This window comes from Enterobacter cloacae complex sp. SHL009 (assembly GCF_049237205.1).
In the GTDB taxonomy this organism is placed as follows: Bacteria; Pseudomonadota; Gammaproteobacteria; order Enterobacterales; family Enterobacteriaceae; genus Enterobacter; species Enterobacter cloacae_M.
Genome location: NZ_JBMKIW010000006.1, coordinates 94719 through 119926, shown reverse-complemented (window position 1 = coordinate 119926; position 25208 = coordinate 94719). Strand labels below are relative to the sequence as shown.

23 protein-coding genes and 1 tRNA gene are annotated in these 25208 nt (G+C 57.2%); 10 read left to right on the top strand and 14 right to left on the bottom strand.

The window, feature by feature from the left end; translation table 11 throughout:
• Positions 1-32 precede the first annotated feature (32 nt).
• Positions 33-127: transfer RNA gene (locus tag ACOTZC_RS15340), tRNA-Sec, on the bottom strand.
• A 288-nt stretch (positions 128-415) separates the two neighbouring features.
• On the opposite strand from ACOTZC_RS15340, the gene ACOTZC_RS15335 reads away from it, so the two are divergent.
• Both ACOTZC_RS15335 and yicI read left to right on the top strand, forming a co-directional pair.
• Positions 416-1807 (top strand): glycoside-pentoside-hexuronide family transporter, encoded by a 1392-nt coding sequence (locus ACOTZC_RS15335; RefSeq protein ID WP_047173737.1) that lies wholly within the window; start codon positions 416-418, stop codon positions 1805-1807.
• A gap of 12 nt (positions 1808-1819) precedes the next feature.
• Positions 1820-4138: an alpha-xylosidase gene (gene yicI, locus ACOTZC_RS15330; protein ID WP_421635856.1), complete on the top strand. Its 2319-nt coding sequence runs from the start codon at positions 1820-1822 to the stop codon at positions 4136-4138.
• Between the two features lie 157 nt (positions 4139-4295).
• On the opposite strand, the gene ACOTZC_RS15325 is transcribed toward yicI, so the two are convergent.
• Both ACOTZC_RS15325 and xanP read right to left on the bottom strand, forming a co-directional pair.
• A complete protein-coding gene (locus ACOTZC_RS15325) occupies positions 4296-5984 on the bottom strand; it encodes an AsmA family protein (RefSeq protein ID WP_421635855.1) in 1689 nt (562 codons plus the stop codon).
• Between the two features lie 119 nt (positions 5985-6103).
• Positions 6104-7495, bottom strand: a complete 1392-nt coding sequence (gene xanP, locus ACOTZC_RS15320; protein WP_023309879.1) for a xanthine/proton symporter XanP — start codon at positions 7493-7495, stop codon at positions 6104-6106.
• 225 nt (positions 7496-7720) lie between these two features.
• Between xanP and gltS the strand changes: the two genes are divergently transcribed.
• The gene (gltS, locus tag ACOTZC_RS15315; RefSeq protein WP_023309880.1) at positions 7721-8923 is read left to right on the top strand and encodes a sodium/glutamate symporter; all 1203 of its coding nucleotides are present in this window, start codon (positions 7721-7723) and stop codon (positions 8921-8923) included.
• A 2-nt stretch (positions 8924-8925) separates the two neighbouring features.
• On the opposite strand, the gene recG is transcribed toward gltS, so the two are convergent.
• From recG to gmk, 5 genes are read right to left on the bottom strand one after another with little or no spacing between them, the layout of a single operon-like run.
• Positions 8926-11007, bottom strand: a complete 2082-nt coding sequence (gene recG, locus ACOTZC_RS15310; protein WP_421635854.1) for an ATP-dependent DNA helicase RecG — start codon at positions 11005-11007, stop codon at positions 8926-8928.
• Positions 11008-11010: 3 nt separating this feature from the next.
• Positions 11011-11700 (bottom strand): tRNA (guanosine(18)-2'-O)-methyltransferase TrmH, encoded by a 690-nt coding sequence (gene trmH / locus ACOTZC_RS15305; protein ID WP_045354723.1) that lies wholly within the window; start codon positions 11698-11700, stop codon positions 11011-11013.
• 4 nt (positions 11701-11704) lie between these two features.
• The gene (spoT, locus tag ACOTZC_RS15300; RefSeq protein WP_023309883.1) at positions 11705-13819 is read right to left on the bottom strand and encodes a bifunctional GTP diphosphokinase/guanosine-3',5'-bis pyrophosphate 3'-pyrophosphohydrolase; all 2115 of its coding nucleotides are present in this window, start codon (positions 13817-13819) and stop codon (positions 11705-11707) included.
• A 19-nt stretch (positions 13820-13838) separates the two neighbouring features.
• The gene (rpoZ, locus tag ACOTZC_RS15295; RefSeq protein WP_000135058.1) at positions 13839-14114 is read right to left on the bottom strand and encodes a DNA-directed RNA polymerase subunit omega; all 276 of its coding nucleotides are present in this window, start codon (positions 14112-14114) and stop codon (positions 13839-13841) included.
• 54 nt (positions 14115-14168) lie between these two features.
• Positions 14169-14792, bottom strand: coding sequence for a guanylate kinase (gmk, locus tag ACOTZC_RS15290; protein WP_010426438.1), 624 nt, complete (start codon positions 14790-14792; stop codon positions 14169-14171).
• 251 nt (positions 14793-15043) lie between these two features.
• On the opposite strand from gmk, the gene ligB reads away from it, so the two are divergent.
• Positions 15044-16714 (top strand): NAD-dependent DNA ligase LigB, encoded by a 1671-nt coding sequence (ligB, locus tag ACOTZC_RS15285; RefSeq protein ID WP_126303905.1) that lies wholly within the window; start codon positions 15044-15046, stop codon positions 16712-16714.
• 2 nt (positions 16715-16716) lie between these two features.
• Here ligB and ACOTZC_RS15280 read toward each other — a convergent pair whose 3' ends face one another.
• Positions 16717-17334 carry a trimeric intracellular cation channel family protein gene (locus ACOTZC_RS15280; protein WP_023334014.1) on the bottom strand — a complete coding sequence of 206 codons (618 nt, stop codon included), beginning with the start codon at positions 17332-17334 and terminating at the stop codon, positions 16717-16719.
• A 205-nt stretch (positions 17335-17539) separates the two neighbouring features.
• Positions 17540-18403, bottom strand: a complete 864-nt coding sequence (locus tag ACOTZC_RS15275; protein ID WP_126303903.1) for a YicC/YloC family endoribonuclease — start codon at positions 18401-18403, stop codon at positions 17540-17542.
• Positions 18404-18528: 125 nt separating this feature from the next.
• Here ACOTZC_RS15275 and rph point away from each other — a divergent pair, with 125 nt between their 5' ends.
• Entirely contained in the window at positions 18529-19245 is a 717-nt protein-coding gene (gene rph / locus ACOTZC_RS15270; protein WP_010426431.1) for a ribonuclease PH, read from the top strand.
• A 67-nt stretch (positions 19246-19312) separates the two neighbouring features.
• The gene (pyrE, locus tag ACOTZC_RS15265) at positions 19313-19954 is read left to right on the top strand and encodes an orotate phosphoribosyltransferase (RefSeq protein WP_045400340.1); all 642 of its coding nucleotides are present in this window, start codon (positions 19313-19315) and stop codon (positions 19952-19954) included.
• Positions 19955-19994: 40 nt separating this feature from the next.
• Here the strand turns inward: pyrE and slmA are convergent, their stop codons facing one another.
• The 3 genes from slmA to coaBC form a co-directional block, all read right to left on the bottom strand.
• Positions 19995-20591, bottom strand: coding sequence for a nucleoid occlusion factor SlmA (gene slmA / locus ACOTZC_RS15260; protein ID WP_024906630.1), 597 nt, complete (start codon positions 20589-20591; stop codon positions 19995-19997).
• Positions 20592-20711: 120 nt separating this feature from the next.
• A complete protein-coding gene (gene dut, locus ACOTZC_RS15255; protein ID WP_008502691.1) occupies positions 20712-21170 on the bottom strand; it encodes a dUTP diphosphatase in 459 nt (152 codons plus the stop codon).
• Positions 21148-22359 (bottom strand): bifunctional phosphopantothenoylcysteine decarboxylase/phosphopantothenate--cysteine ligase CoaBC, encoded by a 1212-nt coding sequence (gene coaBC, locus ACOTZC_RS15250; protein ID WP_087823747.1) that lies wholly within the window; start codon positions 22357-22359, stop codon positions 21148-21150. Before coaBC ends, dut begins: the two co-directional genes overlap by 23 nt.
• Positions 22360-22529: 170 nt before the next feature.
• Here coaBC and radC point away from each other — a divergent pair, with 170 nt between their 5' ends.
• The 4 genes from radC to mutM all read left to right on the top strand — a co-directional run bounded on the left by radC (position 22530) and on the right by mutM (position 24725).
• Positions 22530-23198 (top strand): RadC family protein, encoded by a 669-nt coding sequence (radC, locus tag ACOTZC_RS15245; protein ID WP_023309889.1) that lies wholly within the window; start codon positions 22530-22532, stop codon positions 23196-23198.
• A 218-nt stretch (positions 23199-23416) separates the two neighbouring features.
• Positions 23417-23653 (top strand): 50S ribosomal protein L28, encoded by a 237-nt coding sequence (rpmB, locus tag ACOTZC_RS15240; RefSeq protein ID WP_002436699.1) that lies wholly within the window; start codon positions 23417-23419, stop codon positions 23651-23653.
• A gap of 22 nt (positions 23654-23675) precedes the next feature.
• Positions 23676-23843 carry a 50S ribosomal protein L33 gene (gene rpmG, locus ACOTZC_RS15235; protein WP_003024094.1) on the top strand — a complete coding sequence of 56 codons (168 nt, stop codon included), beginning with the start codon at positions 23676-23678 and terminating at the stop codon, positions 23841-23843.
• A 72-nt stretch (positions 23844-23915) separates the two neighbouring features.
• On the top strand, positions 23916-24725 hold the full coding sequence (mutM, locus tag ACOTZC_RS15230) for a bifunctional DNA-formamidopyrimidine glycosylase/DNA-(apurinic or apyrimidinic site) lyase (protein WP_047743204.1): 810 nt from the start codon (positions 23916-23918) through the stop codon (positions 24723-24725).
• A 2-nt stretch (positions 24726-24727) separates the two neighbouring features.
• Here the strand turns inward: mutM and coaD are convergent, their stop codons facing one another.
• The gene (gene coaD, locus ACOTZC_RS15225; protein WP_023334018.1) at positions 24728-25207 is read right to left on the bottom strand and encodes a pantetheine-phosphate adenylyltransferase; all 480 of its coding nucleotides are present in this window, start codon (positions 25205-25207) and stop codon (positions 24728-24730) included.
• Between the last annotated feature and the right edge of the window lies 1 nt (position 25208).

Here is a 25208-nt window from a genome sequence, read left to right as displayed (position 1 = left end):
AAGGACTTTGTCGGATATGGAGAGATGATATTTGGCGGAAGATCACAGGAGTCGAACCTGCCCGGGAACGCTGGCGTCCCCAACTGGATTTGAAGTCCAGCCACCTCACCGGAGATGACGATCTTCCGCGCCTCGATTGCTACATGGAGGCGGGGCGCATTATAGCTACTTTCAGGCATTTACCACATCCCCCCGCACACTTTTTTCACCGCTCTTTTGACCTGTACCCCCCTGTTTCAGCTAATTCTTAAGAAAATCCTCAGGTTAGCCTTTCGTGCTCACCAGTATTTACCGCGATCACAAAAAACAAGAAACGTAATCTGCTAACCAGAAAACGCAATACCCGCTCCTGAAACAATGGTTTAAAACTCTGTAACCGGTCTCAGCGCCCCCTACAGCGTGAAGGATAAAAAAGATGAGCGAAGTATTGTCAGTAAAAGAGAAGATCGGCTACGGCATGGGAGACGCCGCCAGCCACATCATTTTTGATAACGTCATGTTGTACATGATGTTTTTCTACACCGATATTTTCGGCATTCCCGCCGGGTTTGTTGGCACCATGTTCCTGCTGGCGCGCGCGCTGGATGCGATCTCCGACCCGTGCATGGGGCTGATTGCCGACCGCACCCGCAGCCGCTGGGGCAAGTTCCGTCCGTGGATTTTGTTCGGCGCCATCCCGTTCGGCATCGTCTGCGTGCTGGCCTACACCACGCCGGACCTCAGCCTCAACGGCAAAATGGTTTACGCCGCTGTTACCTACACGCTGCTGACCCTGCTCTATACCGTGGTCAACATCCCCTACTGCGCGCTTGGCGGCGTGATCACCAGTGACCCGACGCAGCGTATTTCCCTTCAGTCCTGGCGCTTTGTGCTGGCGACCGCGGGCGGCATGCTCTCCACGGTGCTGATGATGCCGCTGGTGAACCTGATTGGCGGCGACGATAAGGCGTTCGGCTTCCAGGGCGGGATCGCCGTGCTGTCGGTTGTCGCGTTCCTGATGCTGGCGTTCTGCTTCTTTACCACCAAAGAGCGCATTCAGGTGCCGCCGAGCACCACCTCCATGCGGGAAGACCTGCGCGACATCTGGCACAACGATCAGTGGCGCATCGTCGGGGTGCTCACCATCCTCAACATCCTCGCCGTCTGCGTGCGCGGCGGCGCGATGATGTACTACTGCACCTGGATCATGGGCTCGCCGGAGGTGTTCGTCGCCTTCCTCACCACCTACTGCGTCGGCAACCTGATCGGCTCCGCGCTGGCGAAACCCCTCACCGACTGGAAGTGCAAGGTTAGCATCTTCTGGTGGACCAACGCCGCGCTGGCGGTGGTCAGCGTGGCGATGTTCTTCGTGCCGATGCACGCCACCGTGCTGATGTTCGCCTTTATCTTCGTCATTGGCGTATTGCACCAGCTGGTGACGCCGATTCAGTGGGTGATGATGTCCGATACCGTCGACTACGGCGAATGGACTAACGGCAAACGCCTGACCGGCATCAGCTTTGCGGGCACGCTGTTCGTGCTGAAGCTCGGCCTGGCGCTGGGCGGAGCGATGATCGGCTGGATGCTGGCAGGCGGCGGCTACGACGCGGCAGCCAAAACCCAGAACGGCGCGACCATCAGCATCATTATCGGCCTGTTTACCCTGGCCCCGGCGGTCTGCTACGTGCTGAGCGCCATTATCGCCAAACGCTACTACACGCTGAAAACCCCCTTCCTGACCAAAATCCTTGGCGAGCTGGCGCAGGGTGCGCGCCGCAATCAGCAGGAATTTGAAAACCTGCCGGTCAGCAAAGAATTACAGAACTAAGAGGACGAGAGCATGAAAATCAGTGATGGAAACTGGCTTATTCAACCGGGCCTGAACGTGACGTATCCGGTTCAGGTGTTCGACGTGGAGCAGCAGGGCAACGATCTGGTGGTGTATGTGGCGCCGCGCGATGTTCGCGAGCGCACCTGGCAGCTCGACACGTTGATGTTCACGGTGCGCCTGTTTGCCCCGCAGGAAGGGATTGTCGGGGTGCGCATCGAGCACTTCCAGGGCGCGCTGAATAACGGCCCGCACTATCCGCTGAACGTTCTGAAAAACGTGAAGGTAGAGATTGAAAACAACGCCGATTTTGCCGAGCTGAAAAGCGGAAGCGTCAGCGCGCGCGTCACCAAAGGTGAGTTCTGGGCGCTGGATTTCCTGCGCAACGGCCAGCGCATTACCGGCAGCCAGCTGAAAAATAACGGCTACGTGCAGGACAGCAATACCGATCGCAATTACGTATTCGAACGTCTGGATCTGGGCGTGGGGGAAACGGTCTACGGTCTGGGCGAGCGCTTTACCGCGCTGGTGCGCAACGGCCAGACGGTCGAAACCTGGAACCGCGACGGCGGCACCAGCACCGAGCAGTCCTACAAAAACATCCCGTTCTACCTGACCAACCGCGGCTACGGCGTGCTGGTGAATCACCCCGAGAACGTCTCGTTTGAAGTCGGCTCCGAGAAGGTCTCCAAAGTGCAGTTCAGCGTGGAAGGGGAATATCTCGAATACTTCGTGATCGACGGCCCGACGCCGAAAGAGGTGCTGAACCGCTATACGCAGTTCACCGGGCGTCCGGCGCTGCCGCCTGCCTGGTCGTTCGGCCTGTGGCTCACCACCTCGTTCACCACCAACTATGACGAAGCGACGGTAAACAGCTTTATCGACGGCATGGCCGAGCGCGACCTTCCGCTGCACGTCTTCCACTTCGACTGCTTCTGGATGAAGGCCTTCCAGTGGTGCGATTTCGAGTGGGACCCGGTGACCTTCCCGGACCCGGAAGGGATGATCCGCCGCCTGAAGGAGAAAGGGCTGAAGGTCTGCGTGTGGATCAACCCGTACATCGGCCAGAAATCCCCGATCTTCCGGGAGCTGAAAGAGAAGGGCTACCTGCTCAAGCGCCCGGACGGCTCCCTGTGGCAGTGGGACAAATGGCAGCCGGGGCTGGCGATTTATGACTTCACCAACCCGGAGGCGTGCCGGTGGTATGCCGATAAGCTGAAAGGCCTGGTGGACATCGGCGTCGACTGCTTCAAGACCGACTTCGGCGAGCGTATCCCGACGGACGTGCAGTGGTTCGACGGGTCCGATCCGCAGAAGATGCACAACCACTACGCCTACATCTATAACGAGCTGGTGTGGAACGTGCTGAAAGAGACTGTGGGGGAGAAAGAGGCGGTGCTGTTTGCCCGCTCCGCGTCCGTCGGTGCACAGCAGTTCCCGGTGCACTGGGGCGGCGACTGCTACGCCAACTATGAATCGATGGCCGAAAGCCTGCGCGGCGGGCTGTCGATTGGCCTGTCCGGCTTCGGGTTCTGGAGCCACGATATCGGCGGGTTCGAAAACACCGCTCCGGCGCACGTCTACAAACGCTGGTGCGCGTTCGGGCTGTTCTCCAGCCACAGCCGCCTGCACGGCAGCAAATCCTACCGCGTGCCGTGGGCGTACGATGACGAGTCCTGCGACGTGGTGCGCCACTTCACGCAGCTGAAGTGTCAACTGATGCCGTATCTGTATCGTCAGGCGGCGCTGGCGCGCGAGTTTGGCACGCCGATGCTGCGGGCGATGATGCTGGAGTTCCCGGACGATCCGGCGTGCGATTACCTCGACCGCCAGTACATGCTGGGGGATTCGTTGATGGTGGCGCCGGTGTTTTCCGAGGCGGGCGACGTGCAGTTCTACCTGCCGGAAGGACGCTGGACGCACCTGTGGCACAACGACGAAATTCAGGGCAGCCGCTGGCATAAGCAGCAGCACGATTTCATGAGCCTGCCGGTCTACGTGCGCGACAACACGCTGTTGGTGCTGGGCAGCAACAACCAGAAGCCGGACTACGCGTGGAATGAGGGGACGGCCTTCCAGCTGTTTAACCTGGACGACGGCGCAACGGCGGTGAGCCAAGTGCCTGCGGCGGACGGCTCCGTGGCGTATACGCTGAAGGCGTCACGTCGGGGCGACATCGTTACCTTTACCGGTGCGGGAGACGCACAAAACTGGTCGGTGTGCTTGCGCAACGTGCAGAAGGTGAGCGGCGTGAAGGGCGGTTCACACGCTGGCAGCGAGTGGGGCGTGGTGGTGAAAGCGGAGGGAAATGAGGTGGTGGTTCACTTCTGAGCTGGAAAAATGCCCGGTGGCGCTTAGCTTACCGGGCCTACGATAATTATGCGGTCTGGTGCCCTCACCCTGACCCTCTCCCACAGGGAGAGGGAACAAACATCAAAAACGGCAACAGGGTTGCCGTTTTGCATTTACCTTGCGCCACCCTGCTTGTTTATTGCACCGGTGTTGAAACCACTCCGCCCGTCATCGTCTGCTGTACCTGCTGTTTATCCATATTCACCGCGTTCAGCTTGCCGTTCACCGTTGGCTTCAACGGGGCATTTGCCTGCACGTTGCCGCTGGCGGTGAGCTGAATATTGCCGTCGCCCGCAATCGGCAGCGCAGGCCAGCCCCACTGCTGCAGCACGTTGAGCGGCACGCCGCGCCCGTTCAGGCTCACCGTAGTCTGCCGCTGCGGAAGCTGTGAAACCGTCGCCGTTGCTTCAAGAATACCTTTCTCGGTAAAGGCGCTCAGGTCGGTAATGTTAACCGTGGCGGCGTTGGCATTCAGCGCCAGCGATGGACGACGCACGTCGACGCGGTTAAAGGTCGCCGCCGCGCCGTTCAGGGTCGCGCTGCCGCCCCAGACGCCCCACTGGCGATCTTTCACCAGCTGCAGGTTTGCGCCATAGCCATCCAGAGAGGTGATCTGCCACGGGAAGGCAGGATCGATGTCGATCACCAGGTTACGGCTCAGGCCGAATTTTTGCAGCGTGACGCTGTTCAGCCATTCCGGCAGGGGCTCCATCCAAAGCGTTTTCCAGTTCTGCGGCAGGGTGTACTCCAGCCCGGCGATGGCAACATCGTCCAGCACCAGCGCTTTGCCATCGCGCAGCCAGTTACCGGACGTGCGAACCATGCCGCCTTCCCAGCGGGAGGTGAACTGACGCAGCGCCATGCCCTGCGGGGAAAACTCCGCATTCAGGATCGGGTCAAACAGATGCAGGGAGCCGTAGATAAACTCGCTGGCGTTCATGGACAGGCGGCCTTCCTGGCTCTGCCAGTCGCCTTTGCTGAGAGTCAGGTTGCGCAGGCTTAAATCGAGATCGGTCACCGCCCAGTCCGGGCCCTGAAGCCGGGCGTCGGTCACGTCCAGACGACCAATTTGCAGAGAAGGGATGGAGGCCAGCGGCGCAAAGAACGCCATTAGCGTTTTATCGCTCTGCAGGCGGATCTCATTCAGGCGCATGGTGTCGATAATCCAGCTCCCGTCGGCGTTGCGCAGGGCGGAGCCGGTAAGCGAGCCACGGGCCATATCGGCGCCAATCGTTTTCAGCACCACTTCCCTGCCGTTAAGCTGGCCCTCGATCAGCACGTTGGTTGCCGGTACGCCGTTCAGGGTCAGCGAGCCCGCGCTCATCTGGATCTGCGCGTTGTTCCCCAGCACGTTGCCCGCTTCCGGCTGCCACGGGCTGACGCCGCCCGTGACCTTTTGCGCGCTCAGGTCCCATTCGGTATTCGGGCTGTTAAACGCCATATTGTTCAGCTGCAGGCGATCCGCCTGGAACGGCAGCGGTGCCGTTTGAGGCGAGAGATTCAGCGTGCCGTCGAACAGGGTGATGGTGTCCATATGCAGCGGATCGGTTATCTGGCGGCTGCTCAGGCCGATATCGACTTTTTTGGCAACCAGCGTGGCGGGTTTACCGTCCCGACCGAAGGTGACGTTTTCCAGAATGATGTGGGAAGGCGACGAAAAGCGGTGATTCATCTTGTCGAAACTGAGTTCGTAGTCGGTATTCACCGTCACCCAGCTGCTGACCTGAGACGCGCCCCAGCGGGTCTGGAGCAGAATATAGAGCGCCAGCAGCACAATGAGCAGGGCTACCAGAAGATAGATGAGGAGCTTTCCAATAAATTTCATGGTCTTCCATCCCGCAAAACGCACATAAGGGAGTTATGCACGATTTATGCGCAATCCTCAAGGCGGGAATGGTGTAATTAGATGTCACGGCAGGCATTGACTACCTGCCGTGAAGATGATCAGTTCTTTTCAGGCGGGAAAACGAGGTTCAGAACGATAGCGGTGATACCGCCCGCGGCAATGCCGGAAGAGAGCAAGTTTTTCACCCAGTCAGGCGCAAACTGCAGGATCAGCGGCTGCTGGGACACGCCCAGGCCAACGGCCAGCGACAGCGCGATAATCATGATCGCGCGGCGGTTCAGCGGCTCGCGGGAGACAATACGCACGCCGGAGGCCGCGATAGTGCCGAACATCACCAGCGTCGCGCCGCCCAGCACTGGCTCAGGGATATGCTGCACAAAGCCGCTTACCGCCGGGAACAGGCCGAGAACGATCAGCATCAGCGCCACCACAAAACCGACGTAGCGGCTGGCAACGCCGGTCAGCTGGATCACGCCGTTGTTCTGACCGAAGCAGGAGTTCGGGAAGGTGTTGAATACCGCAGAGACAAACGAGTTCAGGCCGTTCGCCAGCACGCCGCCTTTGAGGCGCTTCATGTACAGCGGGCCGGACACCGGCTGCTCGGAGACGTCCGAGGTGGCGGTGATATCACCGATGGTCTCCAGAGAGGTGATCATAAAGACCAGCATCAGCGGCAGGAGCAGGCCCCAGTCAATGCCCAGTCCGTAGTACAGCGGCGTAGGAACGACGATCAGCGCGCTGTTGGTCGGCGCGGTGTTCTCCGGCAGCATGCCCAGCGCCCACGCCAGCAGGTAGCCCGCCGCCATGGCGATCACCAGCGAGGCGACGCGCAGGTAAGGGTTACGCTGACGGTTAAGCAGAATAATGATCGCCAGCACGACACCCGCCAGCAGCAGGTTTTTCGGCGCGCCGAAGGTGTGGTCGCTCATTGCGGCATAGCCGCCGCCGATGGACGTCAGGCCCACCTGGATCAGCGACAGGCCGATAATCATCACGACCACGCCGGAAACCAGCGGGGTGATGACGCGGCGAGCCAGATGCAGAACGCGGGAGATCACCATCTCCGTACAGCTGGCCAGCATCAGCGTGCCGAACAGCGCCGCCATCATGGTCGGAACATCCGCACCGCCGGTTTTCAGCGCCGTACCGCCCATGATCAGCGGTGCCACGAAGTTAAAGCTGGTGCCCTGAATCGACAATAATCCCGACCCCACCGGACCCCACGCTTTAATTTGAATAATCGAGGCCACGCCGGAGGCGAAGAGAGACATGCTGATAATGTGCTGCGTGTCCTGCGCCGGTAAACCGAGCGCCTGGCAAATCAGCAGCGCCGGGGTGATCACCGCAACAAACATTGCCAGAAGATGCTGGCAGGCGGCGAAAAGCGTTTGCGGCAGCGGCGGGCGGTCTTCAAGGCGGTAAATCAGTTCGCTATTTTGCTTCTGCGCAATCGGTTGCGCATCAGGCGACTCTATGGTGTTAACGGACATCGGCGGCAATCCCACGGTGGAAAAGTGGGCATTTTATCTGACCACCTGGTAAAAGCAAACGATTGCCAGCAAAAAAAGGGAAGAAAATCTGCTGCTGTGAGCAGGTTTTCTACAACGCGTGGGGAAAAAAAATTACACTTTTTGCGCCGGGAGCTCATGAAGAGCGCAACCCGGCCCAGGATAACGCCGCGTGTGTATGGAACACGCGCATTACAGGAGCCTTTTATGATTCATCTCGATACGTTGTCGACCCTTGTTGCCGCAACGCTGGTTCTTCTGCTTGGTCGCAAGCTGGTACATAGCGTTTCCCTTCTGAAGAAATACACCATTCCTGAACCTGTCGCCGGTGGCCTGCTGGTGGCGCTGGCCCTGCTGATACTGAAAAAAAGCATGGGCTGGGAAATCGATTTTGATATGTCCCTGAAAGATCCGCTGATGCTGGCCTTCTTTGCCACTATCGGCCTGAACGCCAACCTGGCGAGCCTGCGCTCGGGCGGTAAGGTGCTCGGCGTATTCCTGATTGTGGTGGTGGGGCTGCTGCTGATGCAAAACGCCATTGGCATCGGCATGGCAACGCTGCTGGGGCTGGATCCGCTGATGGGATTGCTGGCGGGGTCGATTACCCTTTCGGGCGGTCACGGAACCGGGGCCGCGTGGAGCAAGCTGTTCATCGAGCGCTACGGGTTTGAAAACGCGACGGAAGTGGCGATGGCCTGTGCGACCTTTGGCCTGGTGCTGGGGGGCCTGATTGGCGGCCCGGTGGCGCGGTATCTGGTTAAGCACTCCACCACGCCGAACGGCAGGCCTGACGATGAGCTGGTGCCGACCGCGTTCGAAAAGCCGGACGTCGGGCGCAGCATTACCTCGCTGGTGCTGATTGAAACCATCGCGACGATCGCCATCTGCCTGACCGTGGGCAAAGTGGTTGCTCAATGGCTGGCGGGGTCCGCGTTTGAACTGCCGACGTTTGTCTGCGTGCTGTTTATCGGGGTGATCCTGAGCAACGGTCTGGCGCTGATGGGCTTCTACCGCGTGTTTGAACGGGCGGTATCGGTGCTCGGCAACGTCTGCCTGTCGCTGTTCCTGGCGATGGCGCTGATGAGCCTCAAGCTGTGGGAGCTGGCCTCGCTGGCGCTGCCGATGGTGGCGATTCTGGCGGTACAGGCGCTGTTTATGGCGCTGTACGCCATGTTCGTGACCTGGCGCATGATGGGCAAAAACTACGATGCGGCGGTGCTGGCGGCGGGTCACTGCGGGTTTGGTCTGGGGGCCACTCCAACGGCTATCGCCAATATGCAGGCGATCACAGAACGGTTCGGGCCATCGCACATGGCGTTTCTTGTGGTCCCGATGGTTGGCGCATTCTTCATTGATATCGTCAACGCGCTGGTGATTAAGCTGTATCTGATGCTGCCGATGTTTGCCTGAAATCAGGCGTTGGAATAGCGCTCGGTTTCCGGCATCCAGCGCTCAATTAACGCTGCCGCCTGTTCGGGGTAGTGTTCATGAATATGGCGAGCCAGGCGCTGAACTTCTGGGATCATGGCCTGATCGCGCAGCAAATCCGCCACTTTGAACTCGGCGTTCCCCGTCTGACGCGTGCCCAGCAGTTCGCCCGGGCCGCGGATCTCCAGGTCTTTTTGCGCAATCACAAAACCGTCGTTGCTGTCGCGCAGCACCTGAAGACGCATCTGGGCGGTTTTGGAAAGAGGCGCTTTGTAGAGCAGAACGCAGTGGGACGCAACCGCGCCACGGCCGACGCGCCCGCGCAGCTGGTGGAGCTGGGCAAGGCCGAGACGCTCCGGGTTTTCGATGATCATCAGGCTGGAATTCGGGACGTCCACGCCGACTTCGATCACCGTGGTGGCGATCAGCAAATGCAAATCACCCTGTTTGAACGACTGCATCACCGCCTGTTTTTCAGCGGGCTTCATGCGTCCGTGAACCAGACCCACGTTCAGCTCCGGCAGCGCCAGCTTAAGCTCTTCCCACGTGGCTTCGGCAGCCTGCGCTTCCAGCAGTTCAGATTCTTCAATCAGCGTACAGACCCAGTAGGCCTGACGCCCTTCCTGGGTGCAGGCGTTGCGCACGCGGTCAATGATATCGCTGCGGCGCGTGTCGGGAATGGCGACCGTGGTGACCGGCGTACGGCCCGGCGGCAGTTCGTCGATGGTGGAGGTATCCAGATCGGCGTAGGCGGTCATCGCCAGGGTGCGCGGGATCGGCGTGGCGGTCATGATCAGCTGATGCGGGTGGAAGCCCTGCTGCAGCCCTTTCTCCCATAATGCCAAACGCTGATGCACGCCGAAGCGGTGCTGCTCGTCGATGATCACCAGCGCAAGACCGTTAAACTGCACCTGCTCCTGGAAGATAGCGTGCGTGCCGACAATCATCTGCACCTGCCCGCTGGCAATAGCCTCCTGTTGCGCAAGGCGCGCTTTGCCTTTTTGCTTCCCGGCAAGCCAGCCCACTTCAATCCCGAGTGGCGCAAACCAGGCGCGGAAATTGTTGGCGTGCTGTTCAGCCAGCAGCTCGGTCGGCGCCATTAGCGCCACCTGTTTACCGTGGGCAATCGCGCGCAGGGCCGCCAGGGCGGCAACCAGCGTTTTACCGGAGCCCACGTCGCCCTGCACCAGGCGCATCATCGGCACGTCGAGCGCCATATCGCGTTCAATCTCGGCGGTGACGCGCGCCTGCGCGCCGGTGGGTTTAAACGGCAGAGAGGCCAGCAGCTTATCTTTGAGCTCATCACGAGGGCTTAAGGGCTGGGCGTGGAAACGCTGCGCGCCCGCGCGAAGCGCCAGCATGCTCAGGTTATGTGCCAGTAATTCCTCAAGGATAAGACGCTGTTGGGCGGGGTGTTTGCCGCTTTCTAAATCGCTGAGCTGCAGCGTTGGCGGCGGTCGATGCAGGGTTCGCAGCGCCTCGGGCAGGCTCATCATGCCCTGCGCCAGCTCGGGCGGCAGCAGCTCGGTAATTGCGCAGGTATCCAGCAGCTCCAGCGCCTGATCGGTGAGCTTACGCAGCGTCGCCTGCTTGATGCCTTCGGTCGTCGGGTAAACCGGGGTGAGCGTCTCCTGCATTTCCGGCGTGCTGAGATCGCCCTGCACGCGGTACTCCGGGTGGATCATCTCTGCGCCGTATTTCCCGCGTTTGGCTTCGCCATAGGCCAGCACCCTGCGGCCCGTCGCCAGGCTGTTTTTCATCGCCGCGCTGAAGTTGAAAAAACGCATGGTGAGAATGCCGGTGCCGTCGCTGATCTGGCAGGTCATCATCCGGCGTCCGCCGAAGGTGATGTTGCAGTTCAGGACTTCGCCTTCAACGGTGGCGTAAATGGCGGGAAGGAGATCGCCAATCTTGTAGAGCTGAGTGCGGTCTTCGTAACGCAGGGGGAGGTGAAGCAGGAGATCCTGCACGGTGTGTAGGCCAATTTTTGCCAGCTTATTGCTTTGCGCCGCGCCCACGCCTGTCAGGCTGTTAAGCGGGATGGCATCCAGCAGGCGGCCTTTCATCGCTTACCCGGCGTACTGCATGGTGGCCCACCACTCGGCATCGGCTTCAATTTCGCCCTGCGCATTGACGTGGGGGTAAGGCAATTTTTTCTGCTTCGCAACGCGAGCCAGCACCGGATAACCACCTTCAAACAGCAGGCGCTGCTGTTCATCTTCCGGCAGCATGCTGTTGCTGCGCTCGTACATCCCGGCGTTCTGACGCTGACGCTGCGCTTCATACAGAATGAGTGCGGACGCCACGGAGACGTTCAAAGACTGCACCATGCCGATCATCGGAATGATAATGTCACGATCCGCCAGATCCAGCGCTTCCCGGGAGATCCCGGTTTTCTCCTGACCCATCAAAATGCAGGTCGGGCGGGTGTAGTCGATCTCGCGGAAATCTACGGCTTTAGCGGACAGGTTAGTGGCAAGGATCTGCATCCCGCGCCCTTTCAGGTGCGATACGGCTTCGCCAATGGTGTGATGATTTTTGACAGACACCCAGCTGTTGCTGCCTGCCGCCGCCGAGACCGTATTGCGCATACGGCCGTCCGGCCAAACGGCGTGCACTTCATGCACACCGACGGCATCTGCGGTACGAACGATAGCAGAGACGTTATGAGGTTTGTGCACCTGCTCCATGCAGACCGTCAGGTCAGGCTGACGCCTGGCGAGCATTTCGCAGATACGTGCATAACGTTGTGAATTCATAAACCTAGTTTCGGTTTCGGGTGACTTTAATCACGTCCGGCATGACGCGGATCTTGCGCATAATATTCGCCAGATGCACGCGGTCGCGGGCGGTCAGACGAATAAAGGCGCTGTACACGCGGCCATCTTTTTCTTCCGTATTCAGGCTTTGAATGTTGGAAGAAGCCGTGTTGATCGCTGCCGTCAGGTTCGCCAGGGCACCCTGATGGTTGAACATATCCACCTTAATTTCGGTGATAAATTCCTGCGCCGTCTCTTTATCCCACTCGACCGCCATAAACTTCTCGGCCTCTTTCTGGTAGCCGCGAATGTTACGACAGGACTCGTGGTGGATAACCAGCCCTTTGCCCGGGCTGACGTGCGCAATAATCGGGTCGCCAGGTATTGGACGACAGCATTTTGCGAAGGTGATCAGCACCCCATCCGCGCCTTTAATCGGCAGGTGTCCGTGGCTTTGCGTGGTTGCAGGCACCGCTGTCGTGTCGCCTTGCTGCAGGTTCTTCGCCACCACCACGCTCATGGCGTTGCCGAGGCCAATCTCTGCCAGCAGGTCATCAAGCGACGCGAGCTTCATGCGCTCCAGCTCGCGCTGGACGTTCTCCTGCGGAATTTCAGCCAGCTTACGGCTGCCGCCCAACGCGTGGTTGAGCAGACGACGCCCCAGGCTGACGGAATCATCACGCTTGAGGTTTTTCAGCAGCTGGCGAATTTTGGCGCGTGCTTTGGAGCTCACGACAAAGTTCAGCCAGGCTGCGTTCGGACGTGCGCCCGGCGCGGTAATAATTTCTACCGTCTGGCCGCTGGAGAGCGGCTGAGAGAGCGGATAAGGCTGTCTGTCGACGCGCGCGCCGACGCAGGCATGCCCGATATCGGTGTGCACGGCGTAAGCGAAGTCGACCGGCGTTGCGCCCGCAGGCAGTTCGACAATGCGGCCTTCAGGGGTGAAAACGTAAATCTCATCCGGGAAGAGATCGGATTTAACGCTCTCGATAAATTCAAACGAGCTACCCGCACTCTGCTGAAGCTCCAGCAGGCTCTGCATCCAGCGCTGGGCGCGGATTTGTGCGGTCGTGCTGCTTTCGCCACCGTGCTCTTTATACGCCCAGTGTGCGGCAACACCCATCTCTGCCATCTGGTCCATGTCTTCGGTGCGAATTTGCACCTCAACAGGCACGCCGTGCGGACCGATCATCGAGGTGTGCAAAGATTGATAGCCGTTCGCTTTTGGGATAGCGATGTAATCTTTCATGCGCCCCGGACGCGGTTTGTAGAGGCTGTGCATCTGCCCCAGCACGCGATAGCAGGTGTCCGAGTCGTGGACGATCACGCGGAAAGCGTAGATATCCATGATCGAGTGAAAACGCTGCTCTTTGAGCACCATTTTGCAGTAGATGGAGTACAAATGTTTTTCACGACCGCTGACGCGGCACGGGATTCCCGCTTCCTGTAAGCGCCCTTCAATTTCCGAGAGGATTTTTTGAATCATCTCTTTACGGTTACCGCGTGCGGCTTTCACCACCTCTTTAATCACGCGATAGCGGTTCGGGTACAACGCTTCAAAACCCAGCTCTTCCAGCTCGGTTTTAATGTGGTGAATACCTAAACGGTGCGCCAGCGGACTGTAGATTTCGAGAGTTTCACGGGCAATGCGGCGACGTTTATCCGGGCGAAGTGAGCCCAGCGTGCGCATGTTGTGGGTACGGTCAGCGAGTTTGATGAGAATGACGCGGATATCCTGCACCATCGCCATAATCATCTTGCGGAAGTTTTCGGCTTGCGCCTCTTTCTTGTCGCGGAAATTCAGCTTATCAAGCTTAGAGACCCCTTCCACCAGTTCGGCAACGCTTTTGCCAAACAGCTGTTCCATGTCCTGATAAGTGGCAGGGGTATCTTCGATCACGTCATGCAGCAGAGCGGCCATCAGCGTTTCGTAGTCGAGTTTCATCTCGGCCAGAATACAGGCCACCGCTACCGGGTGCGTGATATAGGGTTCACCGCTTGAACGTGTCTGGCCCTCGTGAGCGTCACGTGCAACGAGATACGCCTGCTGAAGACGCTTAATCTGGTCTTCAGGCAGGTAGGTTTGAATCAGTTGATTCAGGCTTTCAAACAGATACAAGGGCGACCCGCAGGTTTAATTAACGACGACCTTCAGCAATAGCGGTTACGGCCTGCAGTTCTGCGGCTTCCTGCTCTTGCTGCTCCTGGCGCTCACGCACGTCGAGGATCTGGTTGTTGATCAGACCTTCTTCGATTTCGCGAAGTGCAATAACGGTGGTTTTATCGTTTTCTTCCGGTACCAGCGGATCTTTACCGCCTACCTGCATCTGACGAGCGCGACGCGCGGCGACCAGCACCAGGTCAAAACGGTTACCAATTTTCTCTACAGCGTCCTGAACAGTTACGCGTGCCATACTTAAAATGCTCCACAGGTGAAGAAATGACTGGGCATGATACTGAAAGTGGGTTCAGTCTGCCAACAGTTTGGTGATTAATGCGTCATGTCGCTGCTTCTGGCGGCTCATACGCAGACGTTCTGCACGAAGAATGGTTTTGAGATCGCTCAGTGCGGCATCAAAATCATCATTCACAATAAGGTAATCATATTCCGCGTAATGGCTCATTTCTGCAACAGCCTGTTCCATACGCTTTGCGATCACTTCTTCGCTGTCCTGACCGCGGCCACGCAGGCGGCGATCCAGCTCATCTTTCGATGGCGGTAAAATAAAGATACTGCGCGAGTCAGGCATTTTCTTACGAATTTGCTGTGCGCCCTGCCAGTCGATATCAAGGAACACATTCACGCCCGTGGCAAGAACCTGCTCAATGGTTTCACGCGAGGTACCGTAGTAATTACCGAATACTTCAGCGTGTTCAAGAAACGCGTCTCTGCCGATCATCGCTCTGAATTCGTCGTGATCCACAAAGAAATAGTGTTCACCGTGCACTTCACCCGGACGCGGCGCTCGCGTGGTGTGAGAAACAGAAACCTGTGTGTCGTACAACGGTTGGGTTTTTAACAGTGCCTGAATAAGGCTGGATTTACCCGCGCCACTAGGGGCAGAAACAATATAAAGCGTGCCTTGAGCCATGAGAGTCTTTTGTATGTGTTAACGAAGAAGTCCTACATACGGGCTTATTATACACGTCACCGCCGTGTGACGTAGCCTTTGTCACACTTTTTCCCCTGGATTCTTGAATTTTGCGTGCCGTTTTCAGGTTTTATCCGTGGTTTTCAGCAACCAAAAGAAACACCGGATAGCGTCTCGCATTGTGAAACGTTGCCGTTAGCGTTGTTTCAGGCATCCGGGTATACCTCCTGCAATGCAAAGGAGGGGTAGCGATGTGGCGATGGATAAGCGGGTTAATGCTGTTGTGGTGTGGCTATGGCGCGGCAGTGTGTCCGGTGTGGTCGCAGGCAAAAGCAGAAAAAGAGATGGCGTCGTTAAGCGCGCAAATCAAAGGCTGGGATGAGGCCTACTGGAAGCAGGGCGTGAGCGAGATCAGCGACGAGGTTTACGACCAGCTTCACGGGCGGTTAACGCTGTGGCAGCGCTGTTTTGGCAGCGAGCCTTCAGAAGAGAAACTCCCGGCGCTGGTGGGAAGCGTAAAACATCCTGTTGCCCATACGGGTGTACATAAAGTGGCCAGCAAAGAGGAGTTGAGACAGTGGATGCGTGCCCGACAGCATCTGTGGATGCAGCCGAAAGTTGACGGTGTGGCGGTGACGCTGGTCTATCGCAACGGAAAGTTAACCCAGGCTATCAGTCGCGGTGATGGCCTGAAAGGGGAAGACTGGACCGGGAAGGTGCGTTTAATCCCGTCTGTTCCGCAAAAGCTCACCGGCGCGCTGGCGAATAGCGTCTTACAGGGCGAGCTTTTCTGGTTACGCGACAATCACATTCAGCAGCAGATGGGCGGAATGAACGCTCGCGCAAAGGTGGCAGGGGCGATGATGCGGCAAAAGGATAACTCGCTATTGAGCAAGATCGGCGTATTCATCTGGGCCTGGCCGGACGGACCGAAAGATATGCGTACCTCTTTAGCTGAACTGTCTCAGGCCGGTTTTACGCTGTCGGCACGGTATACGCTACCCGCCGAATCTGTCGATGCCGTCGAGAAGCAGCGCGCGGCCTGGCACGTGACCGCATTACCCTTTGCCACGGATGGGATTGTGGTGCGTTCGGAGGATGAACCCGCGGGTGAAGAGTGGTTACCGGGAGAAGGCAGCTGGGTTGTCGCGTGGAAATATCCTCCCGCAGCCCAGGTTGCAGAGGTGAGTGATATTCATTTTTCCGTGGGGCGCACGGGCAAAATTTTCGTTGTAGCAGCGCTGGAGCCCGTACAACTGGATGATAAACAGGTGCAGCGGGTGAGTCTGGGCTCGGTTGGGCGCTGGCAGAATCTGGATATTGCTCCAGGGGATCAGATACAGATCAGCCTGGCCGGGCAGGGTATCCCCCGGTTTGATAAGGTGCTCTGGCGCGGAACGGACAGACATAAACCAGAGCCACCGGCCTCACGCTATCATGCTCTTAGCTGTTTCTATGCTTCACCGGAGTGTATGGAGCAGTTCTTTGCCCGGCTGACCTGGCTCAGTTCAAAGCAGGTACTTGATATTGAAGGAGTAGGCGAGTCAGGCTGGCGAACCCTCTGGCAGGCGCATCATTTTGAACATCTCTTTTCATGGCTGTTATTAACGCAGGCGCAGCTGCAGGCTACACCGGGGTTTTCCTCTGCACGCGGGCTGGCGCTCTGGCACCGATTTAATCTGGTGCGCGAGAAGCCGTTTATCCGCTGGCTCATGGCAATGGGTGTGCCATTGACCCAGGCTTCGCTGAAGGCGATGGGAGACATATCGTGGCAGAAGATGAGCGGGCGCAACGCAAAGGACTGGCAGACCCTGCCGGGAACAGGAGAGGAGAAAGCGCGACAAATCGTTAACTGGATTCACGCCCCTCAGATAGATGTGCTGGCGAAATGGCTCGCTGAACAGCACATCAACGGGTTCTGAAGCTAGTGGGCGCTGTGTTTGTAATGAAAAACGGGCAGCCCGAGCTTCAGACGCAGCGCCAGCATGCGGGCCGTAAAGCCAAACAGCAGCGTTGAGATGACCACCACGTCATGGTTTGAAACGTAATGCTGCAGAGCGATATAGAGCACCGCTGCCGCAAAGGAGATGCCGGCATACAGCTCTTTTTGAAAGACCAGGGGGATGCGTTTGCAGAACATATCGCGCAGCACACCGCCGAATACGCCCGTGACCACGGCGGCGATGGTGGCGATAACCGGTCCTTCCCCCATATCGAGCGCGATTTGTGCGCCGATGATCGAAAAGACAATCAGCCCCAGCGCATCAAGCACCAGAAACAGGCGGCGAAGATGGGGCATAACGGGCGCCACTATGGTCGTTAACACGGCGGCCGTCGCCACAATAATCACGTACTCAGGGTGTTTAACCCAGCCGAGCGGGTAATGGCCAAGCAGAATATCGCGCACGGAACCGCCGCCCAGTGCGGTCGCCGTAGCAATAATGATCACGCCGAAGGTGTCCATACGGCGACGTCCGGCGGCAAGCGCGCCGGTCATGGCTTCTGCGGTGATGCCAATGAGATAAAGGATGTGAAGCAGCATATACCCTCCGGTGTGAACGTGGGGGAGGTTAGCGATTTGTGCGCAAGATCACGATTGAGATTTTCTAAGGCGAGTCAGTTTGCCCTATAAATTTTTATCAAGTTCTATAGAGAAAGCTTGATGGAGGGCGGTAAAGCGACAAAATTGCTGTTGGGATGGATTAGAAATAGTAATGGGTGGTGCGGTCGACACCACCCGAAAAGCATTATTCGATATTCTGGATTTGCTCGCGCATCTGCTCAATCAGCACTTTCAGCTCAATCGCTGAATTCGTCACTTCTGCATTGATCGATTTAGACGCCAGGGTGTTCGACTCGCGGTTGAACTCCTGCATCATAAAGTCCAGACGGCGGCCCACAGCTTCTTTCTTCTTCAGAATGTTGTAGGTTTCTTTAATGTGCGCTTCCAGACGGTCCAGCTCTTCAGCGACATCAATACGCTGCGCCATCAGCACCAGCTCTTGTTCCAGACGGGTGTTTTCCAGCTGAACTTCCGCTTCTTCCAGTTTGGCGACAAGGCGCTCGCGCTGCCATTGCAGCACTTCTGGCATATGGGTGCGGACTTTCGCTACTTCGGTGCTCACGCCTTCAAGGCGCTGCTCAATCATCGCTTTCAGCGCCTGGCCTTCGGTTTCGCGGGCAACGATAAAGTCGTCCAGCGTGCCGTCGAGGGCTGCCAGGATTTCAGCGGCAATAGCATCCAGATCCTGCTCACCGGCCGCCATGACGCCAGGCCAGCGCAGAATATCAACCGGGTTGATTTCGCCTTCATCGCTCTGCATTTTGACCCAGTTCGCTGCATTCACGAGCTGTTTCGCCAGTTTTTCGTTGAGGATGAGCTCGCCCTGTGCGCTGGCATCGGGCTCAAAGCGCAGGTTACATTCCACTTTTCCGCGCGTCAGACGCGTACGGATACGTTCACGTACGACAGGCTCAAGGCTGCGGAACTGCTCCGGCATACGGAAATACGTTTCCAGGTAACGCTGGTTTACCGAGCGCATTTCCCATGTGGCGCTACCCCAGCTACCCTTGATTTCACGCCGGGCGTAGGCGGTCATACTGCGGATCATAGACATTCCCGTTTTTAAAGGAGAGATGGGGGGATTATAGCTTTCGGGGGCTTCTCAGGATAGGAATAAGCGTCCTTTATCCGTATAATGCGCAGCCACATTCGTTTCAAGCCGGAGAATCCATCATGCGTCCATCAGGTCGTAGCGCCAATCAGGTGCGTCCCGTCACCCTGACCCGTAACTATACAAAACACGCTGAAGGCTCCGTGCTGGTTGAGTTTGGTGACACTAAAGTGCTGTGCACCGCCTCCATCGAAGAAGGCGTTCCGCGCTTCCTGAAAGGTCAGGGCCAGGGCTGGATCACCGCTGAATACGGCATGCTGCCGCGTGCGACCCATACCCGTAACGCCCGTGAAGCGGCGAAGGGTAAGCAGGGCGGGCGTACCATGGAGATTCAACGTCTGATCGCGCGTGCGCTGCGCGCCGCCGTTGACCTGAAAATCCTCGGCGAATTCACCATTACTCTCGATTGCGACGTGATTCAGGCTGACGGCGGTACGCGTACGGCGTCGATTACCGGTGCCTGCGTGGCGCTGGCCGATGCCCTGAACAAGCTGGTTGCGGCCGGCAAGCTGAAAACCAACCCAATGAAAGGCATGGTTGCGGCGGTTTCTGTCGGTATCGTTAATGGTGAAGCGCTTTGCGATCTGGAATACGTTGAAGATTCCGCAGCAGAAACCGACATGAACGTGGTGATGACCGAAGACGGTCGCATCATTGAGGTGCAGGGCACGGCAGAAGGCGAGCCGTTCACCCACGAAGAACTTCTCTCCCTGCTGGCGTTGGCCCGAGGGGGAATCGAATCCATTGTAACGACGCAGAAAGCGGCGTTAGAAAATTGATTTTAAAGGCGACCAATTAGTCGCCTTTTTTTTGCCTGTAAGACAGAAAAACCAAAGGAGCAAATCCATGAAATCGTATCAGCGCCAGTTTATTGAGTTTGCGCTTAACAAGCAGGTACTTAAGTTTGGCGAATTTACGCTGAAATCCGGGCGTAAGAGTCCCTATTTCTTCAACGCCGGGCTGTTTAATACCGGGCGCGATCTGGCACTGTTAGGCCGTTTCTATGCCGAAGCGCTGGTGGATTCCGGGATTGATTTTGACCTGCTGTTTGGCCCGGCCTACAAAGGCATTCCGATTGCGACCACCACCGCGGTGGCGCTGGCGGAACACCATGACCGCGACGTGCCCTACTGCTTTAACCGCAAAGAGGCTAAAACCCACGGCGAAGGCGGGAATCTGGTCGGCAGCCCGCTGCAGGGCCGCGTCATGCTGGTCGATGACGTAATCACCGCGGGCACGGCGATCCGCGAATCGATGGAAATTATCCAGGCCAACGCTGCGACGCTGGCTGGCGTGCTGATTTCGCTGGATCGTCAGGAGCGTGGCCGTGGCGAGATTTCCGCTATTCAGGAAGTGGAGCGTGACTATAACTGCAAAGTGACGTCGATTATTACCCTGAAAGAGCTGATTGCGTATCTGGAAGAGAAGCCTGAAATGGCGGACCATCTGGCAGCGGTAAAAGCGTATCGCGAAGAGTTCGGGGTGTAATTAAATTGCCCGGTGGCGTTACGCTTACCGGGCTTACAGATTACTGCAACTGAGCAGCCACTAACGGCCAGCGGGCGTCAAAATCGTCCGTTGGACAGTATTTAAATTCGCTACGCACAAAGCGGGAGAGCATCCCTTCACAAAACGCCAGTATCTGGCTCGCCAGCAGAGTCTCATCAATACTGTAACCTTCGCCTTCACGCATTTTCTTCTCGCGCAGAACCTGGCGCAATTGCGCTTCAATACGCTCGAAAAGCTGGTTAATGCGGCCCTGCAGTCTGTCCTGTTCAAACATCAGCGCGTGGCCGGTGAGAATGCGGGTTAAGCCCGGATTGCGTTCACCGAAGCCCAGGATTAACAGCACAATCAGACGCAGACGCGCGGTAGTGTCTTTTTCGTCTTTCAGAATCAGGTTGATGCGCGTAATCAGGCTGTCTTCAATAAACTCGATCAGGCTGTCGAACATCCGGGTCTTGCTCGGGAAATGACGGTACAGCGCCGCCTCAGACACGCCTACAGAGGCGGCCAGTTTAGCGGTGGTGATGCGTTGACTGCCATCGCTGGATTCAAGCATCAGAGCCAGAGATTGAAGTATTTCTTCGCGACGATTCCTTTTCGCAGTTTGTTTTTCTGCCATGTTACAAAATACCCCTGAAAATAAGCACTTGCCAGGCTGGCATCCACACAGCGACCGCAAACGGGCGTTTGCGGTTTGTTATTGCATTATAACGCTGTGAGATACGTGTCTTTCGGGCCGTTATTTGCGCCCGGAATGGCCGAAGCCGCCTTCGCCACGGTCGGTGGCGTCAAAGTCTGCCACCAGGTTAAATTCTGCCTGTACCACCGGTACAAAGACCATCTGGGCGATACGCTCGCCCGGTTCAATGGTGAAGCTGTCCTGACCGCGGTTCCAGACGGAGACCATCAGCTGACCCTGGTAGTCGGAGTCGATCAGGCCCACCAGGTTACCCAGCACAACGCCGTGCTTATGGCCCAGACCAGAACGCGGCAGGATCACCGCTGCCAGAGACGGGTCAGCAATGTGAATTGCCAGGCCAGTTGGAACCAGGGTAGTGGCACCCGGAGCCAGTTCTACGGCGTCATCGAGACAGGCGCGCAGGTCAAGACCGGCAGAACCGGAGGTGGCATAGGTTGGCAGCGGGAATTGCTCGCCAACACGCGGGTCCAGAATCTTAACGTCGATTTTTTTCATCATAACGGGTAACGATCTCGTCCAGTAATTGTTGGCCCAGGAGTTCCTTGCGCTCAAGCGGTAAGACTTTATCTCCATCCTGCCAGAAAAGGTGCAGTGCGTTGCTGTCGCTGTTAAATCCTTGTGTGGCCAGCGATACGTCGTTCGCGCAAATCAAATCGAGGTTTTTGCGGGTACGTTTTTGCCGGGCATATTCTTCCACATTATTCGTTTCTGCGGCAAACCCAACAACGTATGGACGATGGCTTTTTAGTGCGGCGACGCCGGCAACAATGTCCGGGTTTTTCACCATTTTTAGTGTTAATTCATCGCCTTGCTTTTTAATTTTAGCCTCGGCGATCGTCTCGGCACGATAGTCTGCGACGGCCGCACAGCCGATAAAAATCTGCTGGCTTTGCGCATGTGCCTGCACGGCGGCTTCCATCTCCAGCGCGGTAGTCACGTCAATTCGCTTCACAAACGCAGGGGTAGGCAGCGATACCGGGCCGCTCACCAGCGTGACGTTCGCGCCACGCCTTGCGGCGGCGGCGGCAATCGCGAAGCCCATTTTGCCGGAGCTGTGGTTGGTGATGTAGCGCACCGGATCCAGCGGCTCGCGCGTGGGGCCCGCGGTAATCATGATGTTGAGATGTTGCAGATCGTTGACAGGCGAAAAATGGGCAGCGGCCATATCAACAATCGTCAGCGGATCAAGCATGCGACCCGGGCCAACGTCGCCGCAGGCCTGGCTGCCGCTGTCCGGACCCCAGATAAGCAGGCCGCGTGAGGCCAGCGTCTCGAGATTGTGCTGGGTGGCCGCGTTACGGTACATCTGCTGGTTCATGGCAGGAACGACGGCAACTGGAGCTGGCGTGGCCAGACAAATGGTGGAGACCAGATCGTTTGCCATACCGGCCGCCACCCGAGCGATTAAATCAGCCGTGGCGGGGGCGAGGATAACCAGGTCTGCCCATTTACCCAGCTCAATATGGCCCATGGCGGCTTCGGCGGCCGGATCGAGCAGGCTGTCAGATACCGGGTATCCTGAAACGGCCTGCAGGCTCAGAGGAGTGATAAAGGCTTTACCGCCTTCGGTTATCGCGACCCGCACGTCAGCTCCGCGCTCGCGCAGACGACGCACCAGCTCCGGCGCTTTATAAGCAGCAATGCCGCCGCTCACGCCAAGAACGATTTTTTTACCGGCCAGGCTCATCATGATTCTTTCCTGTTGGGTTTCACCAGAGAGCGGGCATTTTATCACAATCCCCAAAGCGGAGTGATTTTGTACTTCGTCCACTTTGCGAGGCGCTACGCAAGAACGCAATGTGGCCGTCGAGCGACGGATTGGCCTGTGGCAGCATGAGGTTAAAAAGGAGAAAGAGCATGGAAGAAGAGGATGAGGAGCTGCTGCCGCGCGAAAAACTGCTGCGCTATGGCGTCACCCTGTTAAAAGACGATGAACTATTGGCGCTCTTTTTACGTACCGGAACGCCCGGAAAAACGGTATTTACGCTGGCAAAAGAGCTGATAGCACATTTCGGTTCACTGTACGGTTTATTGACCGCCGACCTGGCGCAGTTTAAGCACGTTGAGGGAATTGGCGTGGCGAAATATGCCCAGCTGAGGGGCATTGCTGAACTTGCCCGCCGTTTTTACAATGTCCGCATGGAGAAGGAAGATCCGATCCTGACGCCAGAAATGACGCGTGAATTCCTGCAGAGCCAGTTAACCGATATTGAACGCGAGATCTTTATGGTGATCTTTGTCGATAACAGAAATCGGGTGCTGAAACATAGCTGTCTCTTTGCGGGCACGTTGAGCCACGTTGAGGTGCATCCGCGTGAAATTGTGCGGGAAGCGATAAAAGTGAATGCAGCGGGCGTGATCCTCGCGCATAATCACCCCTCTGGCTGTGCAGAACCGAGCAGAGCGGACAAAGAAATCACCGAACGCATTATCAAATGCTGTCAATTCATGGACATTCGTGTGCTGGACCATCTGATAATTGGCCGCGGTGAGTACATTTCTTTCGCAGAACATGGCTGGATTTAGGCTATTTCTCGCGATCCGTCGGGATCTTTGTCTGTTCGGGACTTGAGCACACCGCCGAGTCAGCGTATACTACGCCACCTTTGAGAATCTCGGGTTTGGCATTTGGGCCTGGCAATCGAGAGTTCACTTAGAACTATGCGATGACCGGGCTGTAAAGCCTGACGAGGCGCCGATACCCCATACGAAGCTCGAGCTAATTTGATTTTTGGAGAATAGACATGTCCCGAGTCTGCCAAGTTACTGGCAAGCGTCCGGTGACCGGTAACAACCGTTCCCACGCACTGAACGCGACTAAACGCCGTTTCCTGCCGAACCTGCACTCTCACCGTTTCTGGGTTGAGAGCGAGAAGCGTTTTGTCACCCTGCGCGTATCTGCTAAAGGTATGCGTGTAATCGATAAGAAAGGCATCGATACAGTTCTGTCCGAACTGCGTGCCCGTGGCGAAAAGTACTAAGTACTTAAAGAGGAAATAAATCATGGCTAAAGGTATTCGCGAGAAAATCAAGCTGGTTTCTTCTGCTGGTACAGGTCACTTCTACACCACCACGAAGAACAAACGTACTAAGCCGGAAAAACTGGAACTGAAAAAATTCGATCCAGTTGTACGCCAGCACGTACTGTACAAAGAAGCTAAAATCAAATAATTTTAGTCTCCTTGTATCGAAAAACCCCGCAACTGCGGGGTTTTTTGCATTCTGAATCTCAACGGAGGAACCATGCCTGAATTACCTGAGGTAGAAACCAGCCGTCGCGGCATTGAGCCCCATCTGGTCGGCGCAACGATTCTTCACGCGGTGGTCCGCAATGGACGTCTGCGCTGGCCGGTGTCCGATGAGATCCATACCCTGAGCGATAAACCCGTCCTTAGCGTACAGCGTCGCGCGAAATACCTGCTGCTGGAGCTGCCCGACGGCTGGATTATTATCCACCTGGGAATGTCCGGGAGCCTGCGCATTCTTACCGAAGAACTGCCTGCGGAAAAGCATGACCATGTCGATCTGGTGATGAGCAACGGCAAAGTGCTCCGTTACACCGACCCACGGCGCTTTGGCGCGTGGCTGTGGACGAAGGAGCTGGAAGGGCATAACGTGCTGGCGCATCTGGGCCCGGAGCCGCTCTCAGACGCGTTTAACGCGGAATACCTCAAGGCGAAGTGTGCGAAGAAGAAAAGCCCGATTAAGCCCTGGCTGATGGATAACAAGCTGGTGGTCGGCGTGGGGAATATCTACGCCAGCGAATCGCTGTTTGCGGCCGGGATCCATCCCGATCGGCTGGCCTCTTCGCTGTCTGCGCAGGAGTGCGAGCTGCTGGTCCGGGTGATTAAAGCCGTATTACTTCGCTCGATTGAGCAGGGCGGGACAACGTTGAAGGACTTCCTGCAAAGTGACGGCAAGCCGGGCTATTTTGCCCAGGAGCTGCAGGTGTATGGCCGTAAAGGCGAACCGTGCAGAGTCTGCGGCACGCCAGTGATTGCCACGAAGCACGCCCAGCGCGCCACGTTCTACTGCCGTCAGTGCCAGAAATAAGGTTACTTTAGCTTTTCCATCAATGCCTGGTGGACGTTAGTCGGCAGGAAATGTGTGACGTCGCCGTGATGACGCGCCACCTCTTTTACCAGAGTAGAAGAGATAAACGACCACTCTTTGGAGGGCATCAGGAAAACGCTCTCCAGCTCCGGCATCAGGTGGCGGTTCATGTGCGCCAGCTGCATCTCATACTCGAAGTCTGCCACCGCGCGTAAACCACGGATAAGAATGTTTGCCTGCTGAGCGCGGGCGAAGTTAGCCATCAGGTCGCTAAACCCGACCACCTCAACATTCGGCAGGTGCGAAATGGCATCGGTGGCGAGCTGTACGCGCTCGTTGAGGTCAAACATCGGCTTTTTGCTGGGGCTGGCGGCAATGGCCAGGATCACCTTGTCGAACATGCACGCCGCACGGGTGATGATATCAAGATGACCGTTGGTGATAGGATCGAAGGTACCCGGATAAATCGCTTTTGTGCTCATG

Excerpts from the sequence above, each read along its gene's own strand:
- ACOTZC_RS15335 (WP_047173737.1), top strand. The coding sequence starts at position 416 with ATGAGCGAAGTATTGTCAGTAAAAGAGAAGATCGGCTACGGCATGGGA.
- yicI (WP_421635856.1), top strand. The coding sequence starts at position 1,820 with ATGAAAATCAGTGATGGAAACTGGCTTATTCAACCGGGCCTGAACGTG.
- ACOTZC_RS15325 (WP_421635855.1), bottom strand. The coding sequence starts at position 5,984 with ATGAAATTTATTGGAAAGCTCCTCATCTATCTTCTGGTAGCCCTGCTC.
- xanP (WP_023309879.1), bottom strand. The coding sequence starts at position 7,495 with ATGTCCGTTAACACCATAGAGTCGCCTGATGCGCAACCGATTGCGCAG.
- gltS (WP_023309880.1), top strand. The coding sequence starts at position 7,721 with ATGATTCATCTCGATACGTTGTCGACCCTTGTTGCCGCAACGCTGGTT.
- recG (WP_421635854.1), bottom strand. The coding sequence starts at position 11,007 with ATGAAAGGCCGCCTGCTGGATGCCATCCCGCTTAACAGCCTGACAGGC.
- trmH (WP_045354723.1), bottom strand. The coding sequence starts at position 11,700 with ATGAATTCACAACGTTATGCACGTATCTGCGAAATGCTCGCCAGGCGT.
- rpoZ (WP_000135058.1), bottom strand. The coding sequence starts at position 14,114 with ATGGCACGCGTAACTGTTCAGGACGCTGTAGAGAAAATTGGTAACCGT.
- gmk (WP_010426438.1), bottom strand. The coding sequence starts at position 14,792 with ATGGCTCAAGGCACGCTTTATATTGTTTCTGCCCCTAGTGGCGCGGGT.
- ligB (WP_126303905.1), top strand. The coding sequence starts at position 15,044 with ATGTGGCGATGGATAAGCGGGTTAATGCTGTTGTGGTGTGGCTATGGC.
- ACOTZC_RS15280 (WP_023334014.1), bottom strand. The coding sequence starts at position 17,334 with ATGCTGCTTCACATCCTTTATCTCATTGGCATCACCGCAGAAGCCATG.
- ACOTZC_RS15275 (WP_126303903.1), bottom strand. The coding sequence starts at position 18,403 with ATGATCCGCAGTATGACCGCCTACGCCCGGCGTGAAATCAAGGGTAGC.
- rph (WP_010426431.1), top strand. The coding sequence starts at position 18,529 with ATGCGTCCATCAGGTCGTAGCGCCAATCAGGTGCGTCCCGTCACCCTG.
- pyrE (WP_045400340.1), top strand. The coding sequence starts at position 19,313 with ATGAAATCGTATCAGCGCCAGTTTATTGAGTTTGCGCTTAACAAGCAG.
- slmA (WP_024906630.1), bottom strand. The coding sequence starts at position 20,591 with ATGGCAGAAAAACAAACTGCGAAAAGGAATCGTCGCGAAGAAATACTT.
- dut (WP_008502691.1), bottom strand. The coding sequence starts at position 21,170 with ATGATGAAAAAAATCGACGTTAAGATTCTGGACCCGCGTGTTGGCGAG.
- coaBC (WP_087823747.1), bottom strand. The coding sequence starts at position 22,359 with ATGAGCCTGGCCGGTAAAAAAATCGTTCTTGGCGTGAGCGGCGGCATT.
- radC (WP_023309889.1), top strand. The coding sequence starts at position 22,530 with ATGGAAGAAGAGGATGAGGAGCTGCTGCCGCGCGAAAAACTGCTGCGC.
- rpmB (WP_002436699.1), top strand. The coding sequence starts at position 23,417 with ATGTCCCGAGTCTGCCAAGTTACTGGCAAGCGTCCGGTGACCGGTAAC.
- rpmG (WP_003024094.1), top strand. The coding sequence starts at position 23,676 with ATGGCTAAAGGTATTCGCGAGAAAATCAAGCTGGTTTCTTCTGCTGGT.
- mutM (WP_047743204.1), top strand. The coding sequence starts at position 23,916 with ATGCCTGAATTACCTGAGGTAGAAACCAGCCGTCGCGGCATTGAGCCC.
- coaD (WP_023334018.1), bottom strand. The coding sequence starts at position 25,207 with ATGAGCACAAAAGCGATTTATCCGGGTACCTTCGATCCTATCACCAAC.